This is a genomic window from Pseudoalteromonas sp. M58 (assembly GCF_042604605.1).
Classification (GTDB): domain Bacteria; phylum Pseudomonadota; class Gammaproteobacteria; order Enterobacterales; family Alteromonadaceae; genus Pseudoalteromonas; species Pseudoalteromonas tetraodonis.
Genome location: NZ_CP152390.1, coordinates 2,397,646 through 2,422,961 on the forward strand (window position 1 = coordinate 2,397,646; position 25,316 = coordinate 2,422,961).

General features: G+C 42.0%; 25 protein-coding genes. 1 reads left to right on the plus strand and 24 read right to left on the minus strand.

The features are described from left to right. Positions 1 to 5 precede the first annotated feature (5 nt). The 24 genes from AAGD16_RS11120 to AAGD16_RS11235 all read right to left on the minus strand — a co-directional run bounded on the left by AAGD16_RS11120 (position 6) and on the right by AAGD16_RS11235 (position 24,487). Positions 6 to 2,222, minus strand: coding sequence for a chemotaxis protein CheA (locus AAGD16_RS11120; RefSeq protein ID WP_064662609.1), 2,217 nt, complete (start codon positions 2,220 to 2,222; stop codon positions 6 to 8). A 14-nt stretch (positions 2,223 to 2,236) separates the two neighbouring features. Beyond that, entirely contained in the window at positions 2,237 to 3,004 is a 768-nt protein-coding gene (locus tag AAGD16_RS11125; protein WP_010387932.1) for a protein phosphatase CheZ, read from the minus strand. Positions 3,005 to 3,020: 16 nt separating this feature from the next. Continuing rightward, a complete protein-coding gene (gene cheY / locus AAGD16_RS11130) occupies positions 3,021 to 3,404 on the minus strand; it encodes a chemotaxis response regulator CheY (protein WP_008112210.1) in 384 nt (127 codons plus the stop codon). Between the two features lie 40 nt (positions 3,405 to 3,444). Further along, positions 3,445 to 4,155: an RNA polymerase sigma factor FliA gene (locus AAGD16_RS11135; RefSeq protein WP_008112209.1), complete on the minus strand. Its 711-nt coding sequence runs from the start codon at positions 4,153 to 4,155 to the stop codon at positions 3,445 to 3,447. Between the two features lie 26 nt (positions 4,156 to 4,181). Next, complete coding sequence (locus tag AAGD16_RS11140) at positions 4,182 to 5,042, minus strand: MinD/ParA family protein (RefSeq protein WP_010387928.1); 861 nt, start codon at positions 5,040 to 5,042, stop codon at positions 4,182 to 4,184. Continuing rightward, on the minus strand, positions 5,035 to 6,525 hold the full coding sequence (gene flhF, locus AAGD16_RS11145) for a flagellar biosynthesis protein FlhF (RefSeq protein WP_013465549.1): 1,491 nt from the start codon (positions 6,523 to 6,525) through the stop codon (positions 5,035 to 5,037). The genes AAGD16_RS11140 and flhF overlap by 8 nt, the downstream gene beginning before the upstream one ends. 21 nt (positions 6,526 to 6,546) lie before the next feature. Next, positions 6,547 to 8,655, minus strand: coding sequence for a flagellar biosynthesis protein FlhA (gene flhA, locus AAGD16_RS11150; protein ID WP_008112204.1), 2,109 nt, complete (start codon positions 8,653 to 8,655; stop codon positions 6,547 to 6,549). 71 nt (positions 8,656 to 8,726) lie between these two features. After that, a complete protein-coding gene (gene flhB, locus AAGD16_RS11155; RefSeq protein WP_013465550.1) occupies positions 8,727 to 9,857 on the minus strand; it encodes a flagellar biosynthesis protein FlhB in 1,131 nt (376 codons plus the stop codon). A 9-nt stretch (positions 9,858 to 9,866) separates the two neighbouring features. Next, positions 9,867 to 10,646, minus strand: coding sequence for a flagellar biosynthetic protein FliR (gene fliR, locus AAGD16_RS11160; RefSeq protein ID WP_013465551.1), 780 nt, complete (start codon positions 10,644 to 10,646; stop codon positions 9,867 to 9,869). A 2-nt stretch (positions 10,647 to 10,648) separates the two neighbouring features. After that, complete coding sequence (locus AAGD16_RS11165) at positions 10,649 to 10,918, minus strand: flagellar biosynthetic protein FliQ (protein ID WP_010387922.1); 270 nt, start codon at positions 10,916 to 10,918, stop codon at positions 10,649 to 10,651. A 41-nt stretch (positions 10,919 to 10,959) separates the two neighbouring features. Next, positions 10,960 to 11,700, minus strand: coding sequence for a flagellar type III secretion system pore protein FliP (gene fliP, locus AAGD16_RS11170; protein ID WP_013465552.1), 741 nt, complete (start codon positions 11,698 to 11,700; stop codon positions 10,960 to 10,962). A 4-nt stretch (positions 11,701 to 11,704) separates the two neighbouring features. Then, entirely contained in the window at positions 11,705 to 12,088 is a 384-nt protein-coding gene (fliO, locus tag AAGD16_RS11175; RefSeq protein WP_024602027.1) for a flagellar biosynthetic protein FliO, read from the minus strand. Beyond that, entirely contained in the window at positions 12,085 to 12,483 is a 399-nt protein-coding gene (gene fliN, locus AAGD16_RS11180; protein WP_013465554.1) for a flagellar motor switch protein FliN, read from the minus strand. The genes fliO and fliN overlap by 4 nt, the downstream gene beginning before the upstream one ends. Before the next feature lie 20 nt (positions 12,484 to 12,503). Continuing rightward, complete coding sequence (gene fliM / locus AAGD16_RS11185) at positions 12,504 to 13,595, minus strand: flagellar motor switch protein FliM (protein WP_010387912.1); 1,092 nt, start codon at positions 13,593 to 13,595, stop codon at positions 12,504 to 12,506. A gap of 9 nt (positions 13,596 to 13,604) precedes the next feature. Beyond that, complete coding sequence (gene fliL, locus AAGD16_RS11190) at positions 13,605 to 14,132, minus strand: flagellar basal body-associated protein FliL (RefSeq protein ID WP_013465555.1); 528 nt, start codon at positions 14,130 to 14,132, stop codon at positions 13,605 to 13,607. 57 nt (positions 14,133 to 14,189) lie between these two features. Further along, positions 14,190 to 16,001 carry a flagellar hook-length control protein FliK gene (locus tag AAGD16_RS11195; RefSeq protein ID WP_377111761.1) on the minus strand — a complete coding sequence of 604 codons (1,812 nt, stop codon included), beginning with the start codon at positions 15,999 to 16,001 and terminating at the stop codon, positions 14,190 to 14,192. A gap of 87 nt (positions 16,002 to 16,088) precedes the next feature. Then, the gene (fliJ, locus tag AAGD16_RS11200; protein ID WP_028833987.1) at positions 16,089 to 16,535 is read right to left on the minus strand and encodes a flagellar export protein FliJ; all 447 of its coding nucleotides are present in this window, start codon (positions 16,533 to 16,535) and stop codon (positions 16,089 to 16,091) included. Then, on the minus strand, positions 16,535 to 17,869 hold the full coding sequence (gene fliI, locus AAGD16_RS11205) for a flagellar protein export ATPase FliI (RefSeq protein WP_008112184.1): 1,335 nt from the start codon (positions 17,867 to 17,869) through the stop codon (positions 16,535 to 16,537). Before fliI ends, fliJ begins: the two co-directional genes overlap by 1 nt. Positions 17,870 to 17,887: 18 nt before the next feature. Next, entirely contained in the window at positions 17,888 to 18,691 is an 804-nt protein-coding gene (gene fliH, locus AAGD16_RS11210; protein WP_013465558.1) for a flagellar assembly protein FliH, read from the minus strand. Positions 18,692 to 18,694: 3 nt separating this feature from the next. Continuing rightward, positions 18,695 to 19,735, minus strand: a complete 1,041-nt coding sequence (gene fliG / locus AAGD16_RS11215; protein ID WP_013465559.1) for a flagellar motor switch protein FliG — start codon at positions 19,733 to 19,735, stop codon at positions 18,695 to 18,697. Next, positions 19,728 to 21,443: a flagellar basal-body MS-ring/collar protein FliF gene (fliF, locus tag AAGD16_RS11220; protein WP_377111767.1), complete on the minus strand. Its 1,716-nt coding sequence runs from the start codon at positions 21,441 to 21,443 to the stop codon at positions 19,728 to 19,730. Before fliF ends, fliG begins: the two co-directional genes overlap by 8 nt. Before the next feature lie 20 nt (positions 21,444 to 21,463). After that, positions 21,464 to 21,796: a flagellar hook-basal body complex protein FliE gene (fliE, locus tag AAGD16_RS11225; RefSeq protein ID WP_016899229.1), complete on the minus strand. Its 333-nt coding sequence runs from the start codon at positions 21,794 to 21,796 to the stop codon at positions 21,464 to 21,466. 157 nt (positions 21,797 to 21,953) lie between these two features. Further along, entirely contained in the window at positions 21,954 to 23,378 is a 1,425-nt protein-coding gene (locus tag AAGD16_RS11230) for a sigma-54 dependent transcriptional regulator (protein WP_016899228.1), read from the minus strand. Next, on the minus strand, positions 23,375 to 24,487 hold the full coding sequence (locus tag AAGD16_RS11235) for a sensor histidine kinase (protein ID WP_377111772.1): 1,113 nt from the start codon (positions 24,485 to 24,487) through the stop codon (positions 23,375 to 23,377). The genes AAGD16_RS11230 and AAGD16_RS11235 overlap by 4 nt, the downstream gene beginning before the upstream one ends. 129 nt (positions 24,488 to 24,616) lie before the next feature. On the opposite strand from AAGD16_RS11235, the gene AAGD16_RS11240 reads away from it, so the two are divergent. Next, positions 24,617 to 25,204 (plus strand): DNA-3-methyladenine glycosylase I, encoded by a 588-nt coding sequence (locus AAGD16_RS11240; protein ID WP_377111775.1) that lies wholly within the window; start codon positions 24,617 to 24,619, stop codon positions 25,202 to 25,204. The last annotated feature ends 112 nt before the right edge of the window (positions 25,205 to 25,316 follow it).

Here is a 25,316-nt window from a genome sequence, read left to right on the forward strand (position 1 = left end):
TTTTATTATCCAGCGTAATGCTTTAGCATACTCGGTACATCTAATATCAGTGCAATTCCACCATCAGAGGTAATAGTCGCACCCGCCATACCCGGCGTACCTTGCAATAATGCATCTAGAGGCTTGATCACCACTTCTTCTTGACCTATTAGTGAATCAACAACGAACCCTACTTTTTGAGTCCCTATTTGCACAATAACGACATGCCCTTGTGCTTTTCGCTGACCTCTATCAGCGCCTTTTATAAGCCAATGTTCAAGGTAGAATAATGGAATCGACTTTTTACGAACAATAATCGTTAGCTGGCCATCAACCACATTAGTTTTTGTTAAATCTAAGTGGAATATTTCACTTACACCCGCTAGCGGCAAGGCAAAGGTTTGCTCTCCCACCACCACCATTAAGGTAGGCAATATCGCAAGTGTTAGTGGAACTTTGATTTCTAAAGTAGTCCCTACGCCCATTTCTGATTTTATGTTAACCGAGCCATTGAGCTGAGTGATTTTTGTTTTAACCACATCCATACCAACACCACGGCCAGAAATATCTGAGATTTCTTCTTTGGTTGAAAACCCAGGTGCAAAAATAAGGTTATAAGCTTCAGTATCAGAAAGACGACTCGCTTGGTCGTGATCAAGCACCCCTTTACTAATCGCAATCTTTTTAAGCTTTTCAGCATCCATACCGGCACCATCATCTTGGATGGTAAGTAGAATATGATCACCCTGTTGCGAAGCTGATAAAGTCACCGTACCTGTTCTAGGTTTACCCGATGCTTCACGAATATCGGGCATTTCAATACCATGGTCGACCGAGTTGCGAACCAAATGCACCAATGGATCGGCCAATGCTTCCACTAAATTTTTATCTAAATCGGTGTCTTCACCGACAAGTAATAAATTAATATCTTTTTTAAGTGTTCGTGCTAAGTCACGTACAACACGAGGAAAACGGCCAAATACTTTTTTAATTGGCTGCATTCGTGTTTGCATTACTGCACCTTGGATATCAGCAGTCACAACATCTAAGTTGGAAATAGCTTTACCCATAGCCTCGCTATCAGAATTAGTCGCCAAACTCACTAAGCGATTTCGCACAAGTACTAACTCGCCCACCATGTTCATTATTTGGTCTAGGCGTTTGGTATCAACACGTACTGTTGTTTCTGCCGGTGGAGGCGCTGCTTTTTTAGGCGGCGCAGCTTTAGCTGCTTGTGCCGCAGGAGCCGGCTTAGCTGGCTCTGGTTTAGGCTGTGGCTTAGCTGCAGCAACTGGTTCTGGCTTTTTAGCTGCCACTGGTTCTGGTTTACTTACAGGAGCCGGTGTTTCTATCGACTTAGGTGCACCTTTACCATGAAGTTCATCAAGTAACGCTTCAAACTCGTCGTCACTTATTTCATCATCGCCCGAGCTTTGCTCGTTACTTGGTGGAGCCACAGGGGCTGATGGTGTTTGTTGTGGTGTACTTGCGGTTGCTTGGCTCACTTCGCCAAAGCTGCCTACACCATGAAGTTCATCCAATAAGCTGTCAAACTCATCGTCAGTTATATCACCACTGACATCATTGTCACTTGATGATGATTGTTTTTCTTGTGGGGCTTGCCCTTTTCCATGAAGTTCATCAAGTAGGCTTTCGAATTCGTCTTCGGTTATTTCATCAATCTGAGACTCAGTACTGCTGCTATCTGAACCGCTAAATAATTCATCAAAAGCAAACGGGTCTTCTTCAGCATCGTTGCTCGGTTGCTCTGCAACTGGTTCGGGCTCTACCGATGGGGTTTCGACAGGAGCTATATCTTCAACCACAGAATCGCCGGCAAGCTCTTCTGCTGTCGGTGGCTGTCCAAGTTTGTGAAGTACTGCAAGTAATTCTGGATCAGCAGGCTCTGGCTGGTCACGATTTTTAATCGTGGCAAACATTTCATTAATGGTATCCAGTGCTTGTAAAATCACATCCATTAATTCAGAGTTAACTGTTCTTACACCTTGGCGCAGTAAATCAAACACATTTTCAGCACCATGACATGCATCAACAAGCTCTGTCATAGCCAAAAAGCCAGCGCCACCCTTTACAGTGTGGAAACCGCGAAATATTGCGTTTAGTAGCTCAGTATCATCTGGGTTGTTTTCCAGTTCTACTAACTGTTCAGATAAAAGCTCAAGGATTTCTCCGGCCTCTACTAAAAAGTCTTGTAAAATATCTTCATCGACTTCAAAGCTCATGCAGTACTCTCCTATTAGAAGCCCAAACTTGATAATAGATCATCAACTTCATCTTGATCAGATACAACATCATTACGCGTTTCTTTATCAATAATAGGCCCTTCGGGACCTGCTAGTGTTTGTGCAACAATGGGATCTTCTATTTTTTCTGGTTGTTCAGTTGGTTCAACCTCACCACCTTGCGCTGCAAATGCAGTTAACAGGTGAATTAAACTTTCTTCAACTTCACGGACAAGTTCAATAACACGGCGAATAACCTGACCGGTTAAATCTTGATAGTCTTGAGCCATCAGCACATTAGTCATCAGCATTTGTAACTCATCGGTTTTGTGATGAGAACTGCTCATAAACTTATCAATACTATGACAAAGTGATTTAAACTCACCAAGCTCTATTTCGCGGTTCATTAAACGATCCCACGTTGGCTTGATATCAGCTATTTCGTCAGCGATTTCTTGTGCTAATGGTAAGCTTGCTTCTACCGCATCCATTGTCTTATTGGCTGCGTTTTCTGTCATTTCCATGACATAGTTAAGGCGTTTTTTTGCGTCAGGGATGGCATCAGTGGTAATGTCTGTTAAACGCGTGTCTAACTCGAAACTTTTTAAAGCTTCGTGCAGTTGACGCGTCAACTTACCCACCTCAGCAAATAACTGTGATTGCTCTTGTGAAGCTGTTTCTAAAATTAACTGATTCGCTTTATCTTGCTCACCATTTTCTAAAAAAACAACTAACTGGCGAGCTTGTTCTAAAGTAATCTGAGGCGCAGCAGGTGCTGACATAAGCCTCTCCCTCTCATTAACCTAAGCGTTCGAACACTTTTTCTAATTTAGTTTTCAATGTACCTGCAGTGAATGGTTTAACAATATAACCATTAACACCTGCTTGGGCCGCAGCAATTATTTGTTCTTTTTTAGCTTCTGCTGTAACCATTAAAACAGGAATATGCTTTAATTTTTCATCAGCTCGAATTGCCCTCAAAAGATCAATACCTTGCATGCCTGGCATATTCCAATCTGTTACAACAAAATCAAACGCTTGATTTTGCAACATAGGCAAAGCAGTTGACCCGTCATCTGCTTCTTGAACATTGGTAAAACCTAAATCGCGCAACAGGTTTTTAATAATACGTCTCATTGTTGAGAAATCATCAACAACAAGAATTTTAATGTTTTTATCCAAAACATCCTCCAGTGAGGCCTGAACCTTTATTTACTTACTTCTAGTTTATCCAGTCATTGATTTTTGCTTTAAGCTTAATCATCGCCTGACCATGTATCTGACTTACACGCGATTCACTTACATCGAGTATATGCCCAATTTCTTTTAAATTCATCTCATCGTTATAGTACAAAGAAAGCACCATTGCATCTTTTTCCGGTAACGACTTTATTGCACTGAGTAAAGACTCATTAAACCGTTCATTTTTAACATTATTGAACGGTTTGTCTAGTGCTAAATCTTGGCCATGAGGTGTAATCACATCATCATCTATACCAAGGTCTTCAATGCCTAACACTTTGCTTACATTTACATCGTTTAAAATATGATGGTACTCATTTAGCGAAATTTCAAGTTTTTCAGCAACTTCACTATCTTTAGGTTCACGGTTTAAACTGTTCTCAAGCGCAACAATAGTCTCTGCAACCAAACGGCTTTTTCTGTGAACTGAACGTGGAACCCAATCGCCTCGGCGCATTTCGTCTATCATCGCACCACGAATACGAATACCGGCAAAGGTTTCAAAGCTTGCGCCTTTGCTTGCATCAAAGTTTTTTGAAGCTTCAATTAAACCAATCATACCCGATTGAATTAAATCATCTAGCTGCACACTGGCCGGTAAACGAGCAATTAAATGGCACGCCACTTTCTTGACTAATGAGGCATGCTTTTCAACAATCATATTTAAATTCTGTGTTGACTGATATCCCATAGCTCTATTCACCGGTATTGTCATTGTTAGTTACTAACTAGTTTCTCAATGAAAAACTCTAAATGACCCGAGGCTTGACTAGGTGTTGGCCACTTAGCAATTTTTGTAGCCAGTGTTTTAAAAGCAATTGCAGCAGGCGACCCAGGAAAAACCTCAACAATTACTTTTTGGCGGCGCGTTGATTTGCGCATATTTTCATCATATGGAACCGTTGCAACCAACTCCATTGATATATCTAAAAATCGGTCGGTAACCTTTGAAAGTTTTGCAAACAATTCCTGCCCTTCGCGTAAACTACGCACCATATTGGCAACAATTTTAAATTTATAAACGCCGTGCTCACGGCTAAGTACTTTAATTAAAGCATAGGCATCGGTAATTGATGTAGGCTCATCACATACCACCACAACCACATCTTGCGCTGCGCGAGAAAAACTCAGCACCATATCGGAAATACCCGCAGCGGTATCAACAATTAAAATATCAAAGTCGGTGTTAAGTTCACTAAATGCACGAATAAGTCCAGCGTGCTCTGAGGGTGATAACTCAACCATACTTTGCGAACCCGATGTTGCAGGCACTATTTTTATGCCTGCGGGACCTTCGACTAAAATATCATCAAGTTCACATTCGCCCGATAAAACATGAGATAAATTACGCTCAACGCGCAGTCCAAGCATCACATCACAATTCGCTAATCCTAAATCAGCATCTAGTACAAGCACACGTTTGCCTTGTTGGCCTAACGCGATTGCCGTGTTAAGGGATACGTTCGTTTTACCCACTCCACCTTTGCCGCCGGTGACAGCGATAACTTTTACGCCGTTATTATTATTCTTGCTCATTTTGCGAAGGCCGCTTGCTTGATCTAAAACTGTGTTAATCATACATCTCTACTGTGCTCGACGCCACTGATTGGTGTCGTGATTGTTGTGCTTTTATTCTTTTTAAATACAATTGCTCAGCTTTTTTTACTAGTTTTTCGGCATTTGCCACTCTAATATCTTCTGGTACTCGCTGACCGTTAGTAAGATACCCTATTGGGAGACGATTTTGAATCGCAATACTAATAATCTCACCTAAACTCAATGACTCATCAAGTTTAGTAAAAATACATCCGCTTAGCTGTACTTTTTTAAAGTGCCTTACTGTTTCTTGTAATACATTAATTTGCGCCGTCGCACTTAATACTAAATAACTACGTATATCAACACGCTGATTACGCATCAAGGTGTTTAACTGCTCGGTTAAGCGTAAATCACGTTGACTCATTCCCGCTGTATCAATTAAGACTAGACGTTTATTTCGTAAATGGTATAAAACTTCTGCTAATTCATTTGCATCTTTAACTTGTTTAACGCCACAACCTATAATACGACCATACGTTGCTAGCTGCTCATAAGCACCAATACGGTAGGTATCGGTAGTAATAAGCGCTACTTTATCGGCACCGTATTTTTGTGCACCCAATGCTGCCAGTTTTGCAACTGTGGTGGTTTTACCCACGCCAGTAGGTCCGACTAACGCAAAAACACCGCCTTGGCGAAGTATTTCGTTGTTCGTGGTTTGCATTTGATCTTCAACCATGTTCAATAAAGCTTTCCAGCCTTGTTGGCGAGACACATCATCTGGTACAAAACATGCCATTTGCTCAGCAACATTTTTCTCTATCCCCATACCGACTAAGCGGTCAATCATACATGCACGGGTCGGGTCGCGACGTGCCATATCTTGCTGCATTAAACCTGATACTTGGTGCTCTAATAGTTGACGAATTGCGTTCATTTCTTCACGCATTGTGCTGATGTCACTGGATTCTTTATGCATTGTTTGCTGACGCGGTGCGCTGGGTGAATCTAAATCGTCAAAGCCACTGTCTAAATCGTCAAAACCTAAGCTATCGGCTTGGGTGCGAGGACGCACTGGCGCGCTTTGTTCACGTTCAAACATATTTTTAGGTCGTGATTGCACAGGCTCTTGTTCTTGATAGTGGCCAGAAGTGTCAATGCCAGAGTGTGAAAACATTGAAGCAAGCTCTGCTGAACGAGGACGTGGAGACTGACGCTCTAGTAAGGCTTGTAAGCTATCTGCAACCTTTGCTTGTGGCTTAGGTTGAGCGCGTTGCGGTTCTGGTTTAACAAAATTATGTGAACTTTGCTCAGTATGTGCAAATGAAGCTCTTGCAGCGGGTTGGCTTTGAGGCTGCTCTGGCGGTTTTGTCGCTGCTTTGTCGTAATCAACTGCAGCAACAATTTCAACGCCATTAGCTAGTTTTTTATTTGACATAATAACCGCATCAACACCCAACTCTTCTTTTACTTCTTTTAGTGCAGTGCGCATGTCTTTAGCAAAAAAACGTTTAATTTTCATAATTCAAACCCCTTTAAAATCTTATTGTTGGCCTACAGAGCTGACAATCTTGATCTGTCTTTCATCTGGTATCTCTTGATAAGACATCACTCGCAATCCTGGAATGGTGTATTTAACAAATCGAGATAACACAGTGCGTAACATTCCTGACGTTAGCAATATTGAAGGTTCACCGGCCATTTCTTGATTTTGATGCGCTTCATTCAATGATGTTTGAAGTCTATCAGCAAGCCCTGGTTCTATTCCGGCACCTTCATCACCTGCATTTTGAAGTGACTGATGCAACATCTGTTCCAACTCAGGCGCCAAGGTTATGACAGGGATTTCAGAAGACATACCAACGGCATCTTGAACGATTAATCTACGCAGTGATATTCGCACTGCAGCCGTTAATACATCTGGGTCTTGGCTGCGAGGGCCATACTCAACAAGGGTTTGAACAATTGAGCGCATATCTCGTATTGCCACCCCTTCGTTTAATAAATTTTGTAGTACTTTCACGATGGTGGTCAGCGGTAATACCTCAGGTACAAGTCCTTCAACTAAGCGAGGGTGACTCTTACCTAACATATCTAATAAGTTTTGTACTTCTTCATGTCCGAGTAATAAAGCGGCGCTATTGGTGAGTAACTGGCTAATATGGGTTGCCACCACGGTAGCCGAATCAACCACCGTGTAACCTAAAGACTGTGCTTCATCTTTTTGATCAGGTTTTATCCAAACTGCATCTAAACCAAACGCAGGATCTTTAGTTTCAATTCCTTTTAACGGGCCAAATACTTGGCCTGGGTTAATCGCTAATTCATCACCATGTTTAAGCTCACCCTCACCACTTGATACACCCATCATGGTTATGCGGTATGCATTTGGGTCGAGTTCTAGATTATCGCGTATATGCACCGGCGGCACTAAAAAGCCTAGCTCTTGAGATAGTTTTTTACGCACTCCTTTAATACGGTTTAACAGCTCGCCACCTTGTGATTGGTCAACGAGAGGAATGAGTCGGTAACCGACTTCTAAACCAATAACATCAACTTGTTGAACATCATCCCAACCCAGTTCTTTTTGCTCTTGTTTAGCCGCAATTCCGGTACCTGAGGCCGCATTTTCGGCTTCTTCTGCTTCTGCAGCGGCTAATTTCAGTTTATTTTGTTGAGTATAGTATGCAAGGTAACCTAAAAGCGCCCCTAAGCTTAAAAATGCAAGGTGTGGCATACCTGGGACTAAGCCCATAGTAATAAGGATACCTGAGGCAATAAATAACGACTTTTCGTTACCTAATTGCTTCTTAAACTGATCGCCCATGTTGTGCGATTCATTTTGACGGGTTACAACAATTGCAGTACCAATTGAAAGTAGTAATGAAGGTAATTGCGCGACTAAGCCATCACCAATGGTCAATAGTGTGTATACTTCCATAGCGCGTGAAAAACTTAAATCATGTTGGATCATGCCAACAAATAAGCCACCCACAATATTGATCACTAAAATGACTATGCCAGCAATAGCATCACCTTTTACAAATTTACTAGCTCCATCCATAGAACCATAAAAGTCAGCTTCACGGGTTACTTCCTCACGACGTTCTCTGGCTTGCTCGGCACTGATAAAACCGGCATTCATATCTGCATCTATGGCCATTTGCTTACCTGGCATAGCATCTAGAGTAAAACGCGCTGATACCTCTGAAATACGACCAGCACCTTTGGTGATTACCACAAAGTTAATGATGATCAGAATTAAAAACACCACCAAGCCCACGGCGTAGTTACCACCGATTACCACTGAACCAAATGCTTCAATGACTTTACCAGCAGCATCCCCACCGTTATGACCCTCAAGCAGTACCACCCGGGTACTGGCCACATTGAGTGCTAAGCGCATTATGGTTGCGATTAACAGCACCGCTGGGAACATACCAAACTCAAGCGGCTTCATGGTGTATACAGTGACCAGTAATACAACTAACGCAAGCGCGATATTAAACGAAAATAATATATCAAGCAGGAATGGAGGCAGTGGTAAAATAACCATGCCCAGCGCAGCCAACACCAAAAGCGGTGTACCAACGCCCTTCGCATATTCTTTTTTATCTTTATTAAGTTGTTGTAATACCGCTTTAAATTCCATAACTCTACAATTTCAAAAAATTGACACTACGCTGAAATTGCAATAACTATTCCAAGTTAGTTGGTTAGCAGTTAATACTTAAATTCATCGGGGATAGGCAGCTTTTTATTAAGGGCAACAGGGCGTTTTCCACGGCCTTTTTTAAACCGTTTAAGCTGAAACACATAAGCAAGCACTTGAGCAACCGCAGTAAAGAGCTGATCGGGGATTTGCTCACCCACTTCTGCAGTATGATAAAGCGCTCGGGTTAAAGTTGGAGACTCAACAATAGGCACTTCATTACCCAATGCAATTTTACGAATTTGCATGGCGAGCTCATCCACACCTTTGGCTAATACAATAGGCGCGCCTGCTCGCTCTGTATCGTATTTTAAAGCTACGGAATAGTGAGTAGGGTTGGTAACAATAACATCGGCGTCTGGCACATCCTGCATCATTCTCTTTTGCGACATTTGACGTTGGGTTTGCCTTATGCGCGCTTTAATCTGCGGATCACCTTCTGAGTTTTTATATTCGTCTTTTACCTCTTGCATAGTCATTTTAAGCTGTTTGTTATGACTATAGCTTTGAAATGGGGCGTCAATAGCAGCAATAATAATTAAGGTGCAAGACATGCCTAAAAACATCCACGCTAAAATTTCCAAAGCATGAACAATATTGCCAGGCGCACTTTCTATACTTAAATGTAAGATTTCATCAAAAAACGTATTAATTAAAAAAATAGCAAATGCGGCCACCAAGCCAAACTTTAATAATGACTTAAGCAATTCTATAGCCGCTTGTGGACCAAACATGCGGGTAAAGCCTTTCATTGGCGACATTTTACTGGCTTTGGGCGCAGCTGCTTGCCAACTAAAATTAAAGCCGCCAAGCATGGTATTACCGATAAATGCAGCCAATACAATAATGAGTACAAACATCGACATAGGAAATAACAGTACGTCGGCCACCTCTCCCCATACGGCAAACATTTTGGTGGTGTCGTAGGTTTCATTGCGGTTAAGACTCAGCATTCTTCCCATAATGCGGTACAAGCCTTTGCCAATTTCAGGCCCATACATTAATAAGGAAATAGCAGAAAAAATAAGCACAAACATGGTACCTAACTCTTTAGAACGCGCTATTTGGCCTTTCTTTTTAGCATCATCAACTTTTTTTGGGGTGGGTTCTTCGGTTTTTTCTTGTCCGGAATCTTCAGCCATTACGCTCTCCTAAGGGGAACAACCAACTAGAGTACACATCAGCTCAACCATTTTTAGCCATTGGAACTCAAACTGAGTGACAAAGTTACCGAGCGTTGCCCAAATAATAACGAGCCCTGCCACTAAGGTAAACGGGAAGCCTATCGAGAAAATATTTAACTGCGGTGCAGCACGGGTCATAATACCAAATGCCATATTAATAACCAGCATGGCGGTTAATGGTGCTAATGACAGCACTAATGCAGTGGTAAACATCCAACCACCCCATGTCACTATGTCCCAGTAATGATCAACCGCCCACCAATTGCCATCAATCGGGAGTACTTCAAAACTGTGCACCACCATTTGAATCATCATTAAATGACCATTAAACACAAAAAATAATAAGGTAGCTAATATTAGATAAAATTGCCCCACTGCAGGCACACTCATCCCATTAGAGGGGTCAACAACAGATGCAAAACCTAAACCGGTTTGCATAGCAAGAATTTGACCGGCTAACACAAACGTATTGAGTAATAGTGTGGACGCAAAACCAATTGCGACACCAATCAACATTTGTTGGAGTACCACTAAAATCATTTCAAAAGAAAATAGATTAGTAAATGTAGCAGCAGGAAGAACAGGAACAACTAAGAAGGTGACCACAACAGCCAAGCCCATTTTTATTCGAGCAGGTACGTTTTTTGCGCCAATACCCGCCATGATCATGATCATAGAGCTGATGCGCACTAAGGGCAGTAAAAAATCACTTAACCATTGAATGACAACGGAAAATGGAAATTCCATTGTTAACCTGCAATTTCGGGAATAAGCAGCACTAAGCGATTAAAAAAGTCCATTAGCTCTTGAGTAAACCAATGTCCTCCCACAATCAGGGCACTGATGGTGATTAATAAACGCGGTAAAAAACTCAGTGTTTGTTCGTTAATTGAGGTTGCTGCCTGAAACACAGCCACAACCAACCCAATAATTAAGCCAGGTACCACAATGGCAGACACCAGCTTAATCACTAAAAATAGGGCTCCACTTAAAATATCAACAAATACTTCAGGTTCCATGGACGACTCCTAGTGTGATTGGTTCAATGAAGAGTGCACAACTACGTGCCCAAGCCAAAGCTTTTAGCGAGTGTACCCATCACCAAGCTCCACCCATCAACCAATACAAACAACATAATTTTAAACGGTAGCGACACAATCATGGGCGATAACATCATCATACCCATGGCCATCAATACCGATGCAACCACCAAATCGACAATCAAAAAGGGAATAAAAAACATAAAACCAATAATAAAAGCGGTTTGTAGCTCACTGGTTACAAACGCAGGAATAAGCACAACCATTGGCGTTGCTTCAGGCGAATCAAGCTGATCGTAACCTGCTATTTTAGCAAAGGTTTCTAAATCTTTTATACGTACCTGTGAGAGCATAAACGCTTTCATTGGCTCTTTGGCTAAATCAAGTGCTTCAAGTGACGTTACTTGTTCACTTAAATACGGTTCGATAGCTCGCTCATTTATTTGCTCATAAATTGGCGCCATAATAAAAATACTTAAAAACAGCGACATACCTAGTAATACTTGATTCGAAGGCGTTTGCTGCAAACCAATGGCTTGGCGCAAAATAGCTAAAACAACAATAATTCGAGTGAAAGAGGTCATCATGATAATGGCGGCTGGAATAAAGCTCATAGCCGTCATGATCGCCAACACTTGTAGCGTCACTGAGTAGTCTTGGGTGCCATCGGCATTAGTGGTGATCGTCAGCGCGTCAATCCCCTCGGCATTGACCCCTGGGACGAACACCATGGCAAATAGGAAAAGCAGCCATTTAGTCATAATATTAGTTCTTTTTATTTTGATTAAGTTGCGGATTCAACATTTTGCCAAACCGCTTCGCTAATTCTGGTAACTCTTTTTCTGTTAGGGGGGTTTCTAACTTGTGTAGATAATTAATACTGTGTGGAGTAACCCCTAATAGGTGCTGTGCATTATCTATTTCAACAACCATTAAGCGCTCACGTGATCCCAACGGAAGACTGCGGATCACTTTAAACTCATCGTTATTGGTTAAATTTGGATTGAGCTTTTTTACAAAAAAAGCCAACACTAAAATTAACACCACAACCATACCCAAAGATAACACCATGGATACGATATCTGTGGTCGGTGTTGCAGCATCGGTTGCTGCAAACACCGAATTGCTTAAACTGGCTAGTGCTATCATCGTAACTTTTTGATCCGTTCAACCTGGCTAATTACATCCGTTAAACGAATACCGAACTTATCGTTCACCACAACCACTTCGCCATGCGCAATCAAAGTACCATTAACTAAAACATCGAGCGGTTCGCCGGCAACCCTGTCAAGCTCAACGACCGAACCTTGGTTAAGTTGTAATAAATTACGAATATTAATTTTAGAACGCCCTACTTCCATAGAAATAGTAACGGGAATATCTAAAATAGTATCGAGTTTACGTTTTTCTTCACCGCTGAGTTCATGCTTTGAATCATCAAGCTCATCAAGCTCGGTTACTTTGACCTCAGGACTATCGTCAGTGCCTTCAGCTTCAGCAAGTGCTGCTGCCCATTCGTCCATTGTATCTTGATCATCGCTCATACTTTTAACCTTTTAATCAATTACCAGTCTAAGTCTACACCGTTTGAAAGGTGTAAATCATCTTCTAGTTCTGCTAATTCTGCATCTGAATCAATTTTTTTGCCGCCTTTGGTAAAGACATGCAGCTCAGATTTAACTGAATCAGGGCGTTTAATTTTTTCACTAATTTGTAGCGCAACGTTATCGCGTGAACGACCCATTTTAGCTCTAAATGTAGGGAGCTCTTCCACAAATACGGTAATATGCTCAGGCATTTCAACTGGAATTATATCCCCAGCTTTGAGCTCCATTATTTGTTTTAAGCTTAAATCAACTTCAAGTAGCTGGGTCGATAAATCGACTTCTACGTCCATTATTTCGTCACGAAGCGCCTTACTCCAACGTAAATCGGTATCTTCAGTATCAGACTGAACACCCGCATCCAATAGCTCTCTGATAGGTTCGAGCATTGAATAAGGTAGCGCAATATGGAAGTCTCCCCCGCCACCATCCAGCTCAATATGAAAAGAGCTGATAACCACTACTTCGGTTGGGCTAACAATATTAGCCATCGCAGGGTTTACCTCAGAATCGAGGTACTCGAACGACACATCCATCACCGGTGCCCATGCTTCTTTGTAATCTTCAAAGATTATTTTCAGCAGCATTTGTACGATTCGGCGTTCTGTTGGGGTAAATTCACGTCCTTCAATTTTGGCATGATAACGGCCATCGCCACCAAAGAAGTTGTCTACCAGTATAAATACTAAGCGTGCTTCCATGGTAATAAGGCCGGTGCCTTTTAGTGGGCGAAAACGCACCATATTCAAACTCGTTGGTACAAACAAGGTATGTATGTACTCACCGAACTTGATCATTTGCACGCCGTTAATTGACACCTCAGCGGTGCGGCGCATCATGTTAAATAAGCTAATTCGCATATGACGGGCAAATCGCTCGTTAACAATTTCAAGTGTCGGCATGCGACCACGCACGATGCGATCTTGCGAAGAAAAGTCGTACTGTAGTGTACTTCCCTCACCATCTTCACCGTCGTGTATATCTTCCTCTTCGACTTCATCGACACCATGTAATAGTGCATCAATTTCGTCTTGGGATAATAAATCGCTCACACTGGCCCCTTATTGCATCACAAAGCCGGTAAATAGTACCCGCTCAATTACTTTGTTCCCTTCAACATCCATCATAGCGGCCTGTACTTTATCAAGTGCAGTAAAACGCAGTGTTTCTTTGCCTACACTGGTGCTAAGTTCATCAGCCGTTGTCATAGAAAATACACTCAGGAGTGTGCCTTCAATCAGTGGAATGTGTTTTTTAGCCGTTTCTTCATTACCATCGCCGCGCACTAATAATTGTACTTTAATCTGTACAATTCTATCGCGACTAGCCCCTGGCACATTAAAAATAAACGGTCTAGGCATCGCAACATATAAAGCACTGCCAACCGTTGCCGAAGAACTTGTTGGCGCAGCAGCTACCTCACCATTGGCAGCATCATCTGCAAGGGTTTCTACTGGCTCATCACCACCTGATAATAAAAAGTACCCTGCCACAGCGCCAACAATAAGTAATACAGCGGCAATAATTATTATGAGTTTGCTTTTACTCTTACTTACTTCTTCTATTTCTAAATTAGTATCTTCAGCCATTGTATTTCCTTTATTTGCAAAGGTATTTGCTTGTTTTAACTATTATAATAGCAGGACTTAGGCATAGTAATCTATTGATGATGACGTTTGTTGTCCAGAACCCTGTATTTGCTTATCTGGTTGCTCACTATTTGTCTCATCTGTAGAGCGATTATTGGCCATTTGCCCTTGTGCATCACCTTCTTGTTGCTGTGCTTGCTCACCTGAGGAATCACCGTAAGAAATACTGCTTTCACCTAGTTCTAAACCTTGCTGCATCAGCATTTCTCTAAGCCTAGGTAACGACTGCTCCAGTGCTTCTTTGGCTTGCTGGTTTTGCACTACAAAGTTGATTTGTGCTTGCTCAGCATCACTTCTAATACGAATTTGCATACTGCCCATTTCTGGCGGATCTAGGCGAATTTCAGCTTCTTTATTATTAATACTTAACATTGAGCTAACCCGCTCTTGTAGCATTTTTGCCGCATCACTTTTAATAATGTTTAAAGCCTGTAAGGTGGCAGGATCAATGCTTACTTGTTTCGCTTGTGCAGTACTTTGTAACTGCCCTGCTTGCAAGCTTTGCGCTTCAATAATAGCTTGTTCGTACCCTAAAGTATCGTATTTAGCGAGTGTATTAAGCGACTGTTTATCAAATACATTAATGATCTGAGAGAAAATTTGTGCTGCACGCGGTGGCATTTGCTCAGCATTAGTGCCGCGCATGCTCTCTTTTTGTAGCGCGTCTAACTGTTTGGCAAGCTCTTCAGGGTTATCAGCTACCGATTTTGAACTCTCTAATTTTAGCTCAGGTTTTACATTGGCTGATTCAGTACCAGCCTGTGCTTTTGGCGCTATTGCTCCCGCCAAAGCATTATTTGAAAATAGTGGCCTATCTTTGGCGCTAAACAAGCTGTCCGCGTTAATCGCGGTCTCTAAATCACTGATTACTCCTTTTAGCGAGGTAAGTTCTTTCGTTGATAAAGATTCATTTTTAACGTAACCCTGCAACTGATTGAGTAAGGCCTGTTTTTCTGAGGTAGTTAACGTACTTATTTGCGCATTAATGGTCTGCTGAGATGTTTGCGGCTTCTCACTTTCACTCACATACTTACTGAGTAATTGCTTTAAATCCGCTAAGTTATCTTTATTAATTGGCTTGCTCATCGCATTAAGCTCAGTGGCTAATTCACCTTGCTGAGCAGGTGTTAAATTTGCCAGTAATTTATCTGCTTTAATGGCATTATCATCTTTTGATAACAGCGCCAAAACGGAAGCATCTAGCGATGCTTTAATGTTCATAGTCTCGGTCGGCTTATCCGATGGTTTAGCAGCCGCGAGTTCATTTGTAACAGCCTCATACTGTCCGGTTGGGGCAGCTGTAGCTAAAGGTTTCGTGTCAAGCTGTGAAGACTCAGCTGCAGTTTTGCTTGCTGATTCAGAACCTACAGTCTTTTGTGACTGCACAATGGCCGTATCATCAACAATTTCATCACTTGGTAAATTAATAACAATAGGTGCCAGCTTATCTTCAGGCTTAGCGTTTATTTTAACAGCGTCTTTGTCTATTAACTGCGCACCACCATGGGGGTTATTTTTTACTGAGGTATCGATGACTTGTGCCGCATTAATTTGCGCCAGCATATCTTCACCGCTCAAAGGCTTTTCTTCGCTGGTTTGCTCTTTTAGGTCGACTTGTTCATCTGATTGTTGTTTTTGTGGCACTTTGGCTTGCGCACTATGTGTTTCAGAGGCTTGGTTAGCAAGTGCTAATTGATCAAAAAAGCCCGCATTATTACTGCTGTCTAACTTTGCTTTATCACTGTCTTTTTTAACTAAGTATGAGTCTTGCTCAGATACCGCTAACATTGAAATATCATTTATCGCCATAAATCACCTAATAAAAGCGGCAACAGCCCACCGCACAATCCTAAAAATCATTGCTCTTGTAGAATCTAAGCAATTAGCATGCCTACCTTATAGTGCTTTATGCCTTTGATAAAACTGATTAGAGGAAAACTCGTCGAGCATTTTTTGCTCATTCTTAGCGACCAATATATCCGCTTTTATCTGTTGTTTTTCAATTAACTTAGCAACCGCTTTCGCTTTTACTTGTTGCTTTAACCACAAAGTTTTACGCTGGCTAACCACCTGCTTTGCGGTATTAACAGTGCTTGCTTGTTGACGGATCGCTTCTTCAATTTTAGCAATAAATGCATGATACTGACTAAATCCGGCACTTGATAAACCCGACTGCCCCTTAATATGAAGTTGCTGCGTGTATTCAAGTCGAAAGTCATTTAAGCCTTGCAGCTTTTGCTGATTTAATTGCAAATTTTGATTAGCTTGCAAGTAGCTCATGCGTAACGTTTCTTCTTTTTCGTTTTCGAGCCTGAGCAACAAATGCAGTTTATTTTTAGCCATTATGCTTGTCCTAATAATTGCGCTAGCCCTTGAAGGCCGTCATCATAACTAATCACATCACGCATCCCTTGTTGTAAAAATGCGTTCACTCTTGGCATCATGTTTATCGCCTGATCGAGCATTTGATCACTGCCTTTTTGATAAGCGCCCAAGGTGATCATGTCTTTGTTCTGTTGATACATTGAATACACTTGCTTAAGCACACGAGCTTGTTGCATGTGCGACTCAGACACCACTTGTGGCATAACCCGTGAAATCGATTTTTCTATGTCAATGGCAGGATAATGGCCGCTGTCGGCTAAATCACGTGATAAAACAATATGTCCGTCAAGTATGGCACGTGCAGCATCAGCAATCGGGTCTTGCATGTCATCGCCTTCACTCAGTACGGTAAAAAAGGCAGTAATAGAGCCTTGCCCTTCCCCGCCATTACCCGCTCTTTCCACCAGCGCAGGTAATTTAGCAAATACTGAAGGTGGGTAGCCTTTTGTTGCAGGGGGCTCACCTACAGCCAGCGCGATTTCACGCTGTGCCATAGCATAACGCGTCACCGAGTCGAGTAATAACAATACGTTTAAACCTTGATCTCGAAAATACTCTGCAATGGTTACCGCACTTTCGCAGCCTTTTAATCGCATTAATGGTGAGGCATCAGCGGGGGCTGCAACAACAACTGAACGTTTACGCCCTTCAACACCCAGTATTTCTTCAATAAATTCTTTTACTTCTCGACCACGCTCACCGACTAAACCCACTACAATCACATCGGCTTCACTGCCTCGGGTCATCATGCCTAATAATACTGATTTACCCACACCAGAGCCTGCAAATAAGCCCATGCGCTGGCCTTGGCCGACAGTAATCACCGAGTTAATAGCACGTACCCCCACATCCATAGGCTTACTAATGGGGCGTCTTGCAAGAGGGTTTATTGCATTTTGAGCAAATTTGAGTGTATGTTCTGCATTAATTTTACCTAAGCCATCTAAAGGTCTGCCTAAGCCGTCTACCACTCGACCAAGTAAGCTCATGCCAACAGGCAAACCTGTGTCATTAACTTGGGGGATAACTCGCGCACCAGGAAGTACGCCTGAAATGTGGTCGTTAGGCATTAAATACAAAGTTTGATCGTTAAATCCAACAATTTCAGCGTCAACAAAGCCGTTCATTGTTTCAATTTTACATTGGCTGCCTACCGGAGCGCGCAAACCTTTGGCTTCCAGTGTTAAACCAACCACACGCGTTAAAACTCCCGCGACTGCAGGCGCTGGAATTTTAATATGCCGTTGGTATTGAGATAAGCGTTCGCTTAATGAAGTATCGCTCACAGACATAACACGCCAATAAAAAAGTTAGATACCACTGTTATGCAAAAAGCTATCCAACGTTTCTTTGACACGGGTTTTCAAGGTCATATCTAAAGATGATAACGTTGTTTTAACTTCACAACCGCCCCGCTCTAGAGTGGGTTCTGCAATTAATTGCCAATGATTATCTTCAATAGCTTGTTCGCCATAACTGGTTTTTATCAGCGATAAGTCATCTGGATGAAGATGAATTCGAACTTTTTCTTGTTCTGCATTAAGTGCATCAATGCTTTTTTTCAAAGTATGTAAAATAATATCAGGTGATGTTTTTACTTCTTGATAAATAATCGCTTCACTGAGCATAGTGGCTAGCTGTACCAGCTGTTTTTCTGCTTGCTCGTCCACTTTTTTAAGCGGGTCGCTTAAACTATCTAGTAAACCACGCAGACTGGTCAACTGCTCATCAATTAATGGTTTAACGTCTTCTTGGCCTTGTGTTTTACCCAGCTCTACACCTTCTTTGTAACCCGCCTCTTTACCCTCGGTTACGCCTTTGTCAAAGCCATCTATATAGCCTTGTTCGTGCCCTTGTTTAAGGCCTTCTTCGTAGGCATCTTGGCGAATACGCTCCAGCTCTACCATAGTTAATGAAGGCAGCTCTGGTTCTTCCGGTTCTTCTACTTGTTCTTTTGCTATTTCTTTACGGTATAGCTCGGCTAAGGGTGTGCCATAAGCCGTAGAGCGATTGCGAAAGCTTCGCTCATCAGGAGCAACATCAGGAATTGGCCAATTTTTTAATAACTCATCAGCTTCATCTGCATGTAATGGGCGACCTTTAGAGTGACTCATAGGTTATAAGAACTCCTCACCACCGCCACCACCAAGCATAATTTCACCTGAATCAGAAAGGCGACGTGCTGTTGATAAAATTTCTTTTTGCGCCGCTTCTACTTCACTAATACGCACAGGAGCCATAGCTTCTAAATCATCAGCGAGCATTTCAGCGGCACGTTTTGACATGTTACCCAAAATTTTCTCTTTAAGGGCATCATCGGTTCCTTTAATGGCTTTCATTAATACATCTTGCGGCACTTCACGCAGGATTGCTTGAATGCCTCTGTCGTCTACATCCATTAAGTTTTCGAAGACAAACATTAAGTCTTGAATTTGTTGCGACATTTCTTCGTCATGCTCACGGATTGAATCCATTAACTGGCCTTCAACATTGGTATCGAGGTAGTTCATGATATCTGCCGCAGCTTTTAAGCCACCCATTTTCGCAGCTTGTGCACCCGCTTGACCGGCAAATTGTTTTTCCATAATTTCATTCAATTCTTGCAATGCTGCCGGTTGTACTTCTTCTAAATTAGCAATACGCATGGTTAAATCGAGGCGCACTTTTTCAGGAAATTGCGCTAAAATTTCAGCCGACTGTTCAGGCTCTAGGTAAGAGAGAACAATTGTTTGAATTTGTGGATGCTCATTACGAATAATGTTAGCCACCTGTTTAGAGTCCATCCATTTTAATGAATCAAGACCTTTAGCGCCTGAGCCCATCACTATTTGGTCTATCAAGCTGGCGGCTTTATCTTCACCTAATGCGGCTGTAAGTGCTTTTTTGATGAAGTCTTCAGACTGAAAACCAATCGTACTAAAGCTTTGAATTTGTTCAATAAACAAATTATGAACCGCGCTAATTTTAGCTTGCGACAAATCATCGATTGCCGCCATGGCCATACCGACCTTTTGCACTTGTTTTGGCTCTAAGTGCTTGAGGATTTGCGCTGCATCTTCTTCAGTTAAGCTCAGCAATAATATTGCCGCTTTATCTACACCATCAAGTTTATCAACATCAAACGCTTGAGGTAGTTGTTTTTGTTCTTGATCAGTCATCTTCTGTTAACCACGCTTTCACTACTTGTGATGATAGTTCTGGTTCATTGGCTACAAGGGCACGAACCGCTTTGAGTAAGTCTTCGTCGCCGTGTAGGTCTGGTAAGCGTAGTGTACCATCGCTTGAGAAGCCAACAGAAGCAGAATCAAAGTCATTATTTAGCATATCTAATGTGCTGTCACCAAGATCAACACCTGAACTAAGAGAATCTTCATCGTATTCTTCAAGTGTATTATCTGGGTAGATTAAGCGTTTAAGCATAGGTTTAACGACAGCTAAAATCAGTACAATAATAACCAGTGCACCTAATACTAAGCGCATCATTTTCATAAACCAATCTTGTTCCCATAAAGGCAACTCAAAATCAAGCGCTGAGTCTTCACGAACAAATGGTACGGTCACTACTTCAAGTGCATCGCCACGTTGCATATCAAAGCCTACGCCACCTTGTAACAAGCGACGAATATTTGACAGGGCTTCAACCGAGCGTGGCGTCATAGTTGTTTCACCATTTTCACCCACCGTAGGCAGGTAATCAACCGCAACAGAGACGCTTATTCTGCGGATCACTCCAGTTTGCTGACGCTTATGTGAAATAGTGGTATCGAGTTCATAGTTACGAGTGGCTTCTTTGTGAGTTCTACTCGGTGAGGTTCCAGTGCCTGCACCGCCCGCCATCGCATCTTCAGGAATAGTTGAGTTAACTGGTGGCTGATTAGTCAGCGCGCCTGGAATACCAACCGCTAGGCCACCAATATTATTTTCTTCAAAGGTCGTTTCACTTCTTACCGCAGGTAAATCTGGGTTGTAACGTTTTTGTGTTTCTTCTACCGCACTAAAGTCCATACTTAAATCTACTTGTGCGGTGTAATTACCTAATCCAACCACGGGGATCAAAATACTGTCGATTTTTTCTAGGTATTCTTGCTCACGTTTACGTTCTATATCGTATTCTTTACGTGAGCGTGCAGCTAAAGAGGTTTGCGAGCCTGAATTTAATAAACGACCATTTTGATCGGTCACAGTAACGCGCGAAGGCTCAAGCCCTTGTACCGCTGAAGCTATCATATCAACAACCGAGTCAACTTCTTCGCCATCTAGAGAGCGACCGCGTTTAAGAGTAAGTACAACAGTTGCAGAGGGTTTTTTCTCTCTACGGGCAAACACATTTTCTTTGGGAATCGCTAACAATACTTTGGCGCGAGTAACATTATTTAGCTCTTCTATAGTACGGGCAAGTTGTTGCTCACGGCCATGTTTAAGGCGCTCACGCTCTAAACGTTGGCTTACCCCAAACCCCATGTCTTGCATAATAATGTCGCTACCTGATGTAGGCCCTTGATCTAAACCTTCACGGGTCATCAATAACTTGATATTTTGATATTCAGTTTCATCCACCGAGACCACATTGCCATCAAGTTGGTAGTCAATTTTTTGTGCATCTAAAAAGTCGAGTGTTTCTATTAACTCTTCAGTTTGCATTTTACCTAAAGGGCGCATATCTGGCTGACGAGCCCAAATAATAACGAAAATAGCAATGGCTAAACAAATAGCTAATGCAACAATCAGGGTAATTTGACGTAAAACATCAACACCGCCAAGGGCACTGAAATAGCCTGATTTTTGCTCTTGTTGATCTTCGTTTTCACTTTGCTCCATCATGCCATCAGCAAGTGCCAGATCTGTAGATTGATTAGATTGCGCCACAATAATTCTCCACTACCTAGTTAAACAGGCATGTTCATAATTTCTTTATAAGACTCAACAAGCTTATTACGAACCTGTACCGTAGCTTCAAATGCCACAGAAGACTTTTGCGAAGCAATCATAGCCTCGGCAAGTGATACGCTTCTGTCGCCATTCTCTACCGCTTTTACTTTTTGCCCTGTGTCTTGCTGAAGTTCATGCACTGTATTAAGGGCATTACTCAACATGTCACCAAACTGTGCTGTAGAGGTTGATTGCACTTGCGTTGGCAAGTTATTAACTTGATTACTACGTGTGGCCTCCGCAGCCATTGATTGCATTTCTTGAAATAAAGCACTGTTTTGAATTTTCATAATTGTCTCTGATAATGCAGTAAACTCTTAAAGAGAATAAAGCACAAAACATGCCAAAAATTAAAACCAATTAAAACAACGCTTTAAGTAAAATAATTAAGCAGTCAGAGTTTTGACAGCCCTAAATTCAAGTGATTGAACTTAGGGCTTATGGGGGTTATGCTGGGAGGGAAATACCTAAATCACGCATTTGTGCTAATTTGTAGCGTAAAGTACGCGGGCTAATACCTAAGGTTTCGGCGACCTCTTTACGTTTTCCTTGGCAGCGTGCCAAGGTTTCTAAAATAATACGATGTTCTTTATCTTTAAGCTCATCTTTGTAACTACCAGTATCGACGGCTAACAAATCATTTTTTTGCTCATCTGCAGGCGCTGCTTTTTCATCATAATAAGCGTTACTGAGACTACTTTTTACAGGTTCAATGTCAGCTTTAGTTTCTGCCACAAAATGCGTTGGGGCTAGATTTTCGATAAAAATAGCATGCTCATCAATACTATTTCCACTGCGTAAAATTAATGCTCGCTGGATAACGTTATCTAGTTCGCGTACGTTACCGGGCCAGCTATGGCTAAGCAGTTTTTGCTCTGCACTGCTATCTAAATACGCCATTGGCTCTTTGCTTTTACTTAAGTGACGTTCAATCAAATGTTTAGCCAGCACAATAATGTCCCCTGGGCGCTCACACAGTGGTCGCCACAGCAGTGGGAAAACATTGAGTCGATAGTATAAATCTTCACGGAACTGGTTATCAGCAACCGCTTCTTTTAACTCTCGGTTACTTGTGGCAAGCACACGTACATCTAGTGCAATGGTTTTACGACCACCTAAACGCTCAACTTCACGCTCTTGAAGTACACGTAACAGCTTGGCTTGCAGGCCTAAATCCATTTCGGTGATTTCATCAAGTAAAATAGTACCGCCCTGTGCTTGTTCAAACTTACCAGGGCAAGCTTGAATAGCACCGGTAAACGCGCCTTTCTCATAACCAAATAAAGTGGCTTCGAGCATATTTTCAGGAATAGCAGCACAGTTAATCGCAACAAACGGTTCATTACAGCGTTTTGATTTGTCATGAATATAACGCGCCAGTACTTCTTTACCAGAGCCACTTGGCCCAAGCACCATCACACTGGCATCTGATCGAGCAACTTTATTAGCAAGTTCGAGTAATTGAATACTACTAGGGTCGGCGACAATGGGCCCGTCTGTTTCTTTTTCTTTTTCTGGTAAGTAACGACTCACCATATTCAATAGCACTTCTGGTGCAAATGGCTTAGCCATATAATCAATCGCGCCTAAACGCATAGCCTCTACAGCATCATCAATAGTGGCATAGGCCGTCATCATTAGTACGGGTAAATCAGGGTAATTTAATTTAATACTACGTAATAAATCCAAGCCGCTCATTGCGCCCATTTGTACATCACTGACCACCAATGAAAATACTTCTTTTTTTAGTAGCACCATGGCTTGCTCGGCACTATTGGCGGCCATACAGGCTATACCTGACATTTCAAGCGTATCAATTAATGCTTCACGAAGTCCGGCGTCATCTTCTACAACTAAAATAGTGTTACTCATTGTGACTCCCCTAATTTAGATGTGACACTAATAGGTAGCAACATACTAAAAATTGCTCCCCCTTGTGGATTGTTGTTTGCTTCAACACGTCCCTGATGTGCACTGGCCACTGAACTTACAACGGCAAGTCCTAAACCAGTACCTTGGCTTTTAGTGGTATAAAAGGGTTCAAATATTTTTTCAGTTTGTGCTAAATCAAGCCCAGGGCCATTATCACTAACACTAATGCGGACATAATCAGGGGCTTGCATATCACGCAAAGCACTAAGATGTACTTGTGCACCACTGCCAATGACTTGAATACTATTATGAATTAGGTTTTGAATTGCGCTTGCCAATGCTGTTTTGTTACCCATAATTTCAATATCAGGCTCAGGTAAGCTCACATTTAATTCGCTATCATTGAGCGCTACCATAGCATCGGCACCGGCTTTAACTTCACTGAGTAGCTGTTGCATCGATACTTGCTCAACAACTTGCTGATCACCACTTTTAGCAAATAACAGCATGTCGTTTACTTGGGTTTCTAAATCTTTTAAACGTGACATTAATTTAGTATGAAAACTGCCGCGAGACGCTTCGGGTAAGCGTTTTGAGCCTAAATTTGCGGCATACAACATAGCCGCTGATAACGGTGTGCGTACTTGATGAGCTAAAGACGCCACCATTTTACCTAAGGCACTTAAACGCTGCATATGCGCGACTCGCTTTTGTAAGCGTCGGGTTTCGGTTAAATCGGTCATTAGTATAAGTTGCCCAGGCTCAGGCGCGAGTGCAGTAATATCGAGCTTTATTAAGCGTCCATCTTTTAACGACACTTCATGACCATCATCTTGATGAGGACGAAATGAGCGCTGAATAACGCTAAACCACTTCTCTCCTTCTAATGGCTCGCCGAGCATATCGATAGCTATTTGGTTTGCCTTAGCGATCATTCCTTTACCATCGAGTACAATCACGCCCGCAGGCATGGTATCAACCAGATGAGAGAGCCAACTTGCTTGTTGACGCAAATCACTCAACTCACCAACATACTCCTCTTGCAGTAAACATGGGTTATACTGATTAGCAGAAATAAACTGGGGTTTTAGCACACTTGCAAGGGCCATAATCAACTCTCTAAAATAATGTAGATACACTGGCTAATGCACAATATGTACCAAAATTATTTCATAATAATATCAACAATTTAAATAGTTAAAATACGTGCCGTAAAAATGACGCGCTAAGGAATAAGCATGAATAAAGAGACTCAGTGCCGCTGCCCATGGTTAGATACCTCAAAGCCCGACTACGTGGATTACCATGACCATGAATGGGGCGTACCTGTGTATGACGATCACCTACTTTTTGAGTTTTTAACGTTAGAATCGGCACAAGCAGGATTAAGTTGGTACACCATATTAAAAAAGCGCGCTAATTATAAAAACGCCTTTGCAAACTTTGACGTAAATAAAGTAGCGGCCTTTACTGAGCAGGACCTAGAAAAATTAATGCAAAATGAGGGAATTGTTCGCAATCGCTTAAAAATAGCCGCAACAATTAATAATGCAAAGTGCTTCATTGCTATTCAAAAAGAGTTTGGCAGCTTTAGTGATTACCAGTGGCGGTTTGTTGGCAATAAACCTCAGGTAAACGATTTAGAGACGCTTGCGGATTACCCTGCAGTTACTGAAGCATCAACGTTATTTGCAAAAGATTTAAAAAAGCGCGGTTTTAAGTTTTTAGGCCCAACCACAGTGTATGCCTACATGCAGGCCTGTGGAATGGTTAACGATCATAGTAATAATTGCTTTAGAAAAGAAGAAGTTAAAAAGCTAGGCTAGGTGGGGGTTACGGGTTACGGGTTACGAGACGCGGGGTTAACCCGCTGACAAGTATAGCGCCGAGTTTGCATTAAACGCGGTGTTTAGTTTTTCTAACCTAAAACCTAAAATA

Coding starts and splice junctions, on each gene's coding strand:
- AAGD16_RS11120 (WP_064662609.1), bottom strand. CDS start 2,222: ATGAGCTTTGAAGTCGATGAAGATATTTTACAAGACTTTTTAGTAGAG.
- AAGD16_RS11125 (WP_010387932.1), bottom strand. CDS start 3,004: ATGTCAGCACCTGCTGCGCCTCAGATTACTTTAGAACAAGCTCGCCAG.
- AAGD16_RS11135 (WP_008112209.1), bottom strand. CDS start 4,155: ATGGGATATCAGTCAACACAGAATTTAAATATGATTGTTGAAAAGCAT.
- AAGD16_RS11140 (WP_010387928.1), bottom strand. CDS start 5,042: ATGATTAACACAGTTTTAGATCAAGCAAGCGGCCTTCGCAAAATGAGC.
- flhF (WP_013465549.1), bottom strand. CDS start 6,525: ATGAAAATTAAACGTTTTTTTGCTAAAGACATGCGCACTGCACTAAAA.
- flhA (WP_008112204.1), bottom strand. CDS start 8,655: ATGGAATTTAAAGCGGTATTACAACAACTTAATAAAGATAAAAAAGAA.
- flhB (WP_013465550.1), bottom strand. CDS start 9,857: ATGGCTGAAGATTCCGGACAAGAAAAAACCGAAGAACCCACCCCAAAA.
- fliR (WP_013465551.1), bottom strand. CDS start 10,646: ATGGAATTTCCATTTTCCGTTGTCATTCAATGGTTAAGTGATTTTTTA.
- AAGD16_RS11165 (WP_010387922.1), bottom strand. CDS start 10,918: ATGGAACCTGAAGTATTTGTTGATATTTTAAGTGGAGCCCTATTTTTA.
- fliP (WP_013465552.1), bottom strand. CDS start 11,700: ATGACTAAATGGCTGCTTTTCCTATTTGCCATGGTGTTCGTCCCAGGG.
- fliO (WP_024602027.1), bottom strand. CDS start 12,088: ATGATAGCACTAGCCAGTTTAAGCAATTCGGTGTTTGCAGCAACCGAT.
- fliN (WP_013465554.1), bottom strand. CDS start 12,483: ATGAGCGATGATCAAGATACAATGGACGAATGGGCAGCAGCACTTGCT.
- fliL (WP_013465555.1), bottom strand. CDS start 14,132: ATGGCTGAAGATACTAATTTAGAAATAGAAGAAGTAAGTAAGAGTAAA.
- AAGD16_RS11195 (WP_377111761.1), bottom strand. CDS start 16,001: ATGGCGATAAATGATATTTCAATGTTAGCGGTATCTGAGCAAGACTCA.
- fliJ (WP_028833987.1), bottom strand. CDS start 16,535: ATGGCTAAAAATAAACTGCATTTGTTGCTCAGGCTCGAAAACGAAAAA.
- fliI (WP_008112184.1), bottom strand. CDS start 17,869: ATGTCTGTGAGCGATACTTCATTAAGCGAACGCTTATCTCAATACCAA.
- fliH (WP_013465558.1), bottom strand. CDS start 18,691: ATGAGTCACTCTAAAGGTCGCCCATTACATGCAGATGAAGCTGATGAG.
- fliG (WP_013465559.1), bottom strand. CDS start 19,735: ATGACTGATCAAGAACAAAAACAACTACCTCAAGCGTTTGATGTTGAT.
- fliE (WP_016899229.1), bottom strand. CDS start 21,796: ATGAAAATTCAAAACAGTGCTTTATTTCAAGAAATGCAATCAATGGCT.
- AAGD16_RS11230 (WP_016899228.1), bottom strand. CDS start 23,378: ATGAGTAACACTATTTTAGTTGTAGAAGATGACGCCGGACTTCGTGAA.
- AAGD16_RS11235 (WP_377111772.1), bottom strand. CDS start 24,487: ATGGCCCTTGCAAGTGTGCTAAAACCCCAGTTTATTTCTGCTAATCAG.
- AAGD16_RS11240 (WP_377111775.1), top strand. CDS start 24,617: ATGAATAAAGAGACTCAGTGCCGCTGCCCATGGTTAGATACCTCAAAG.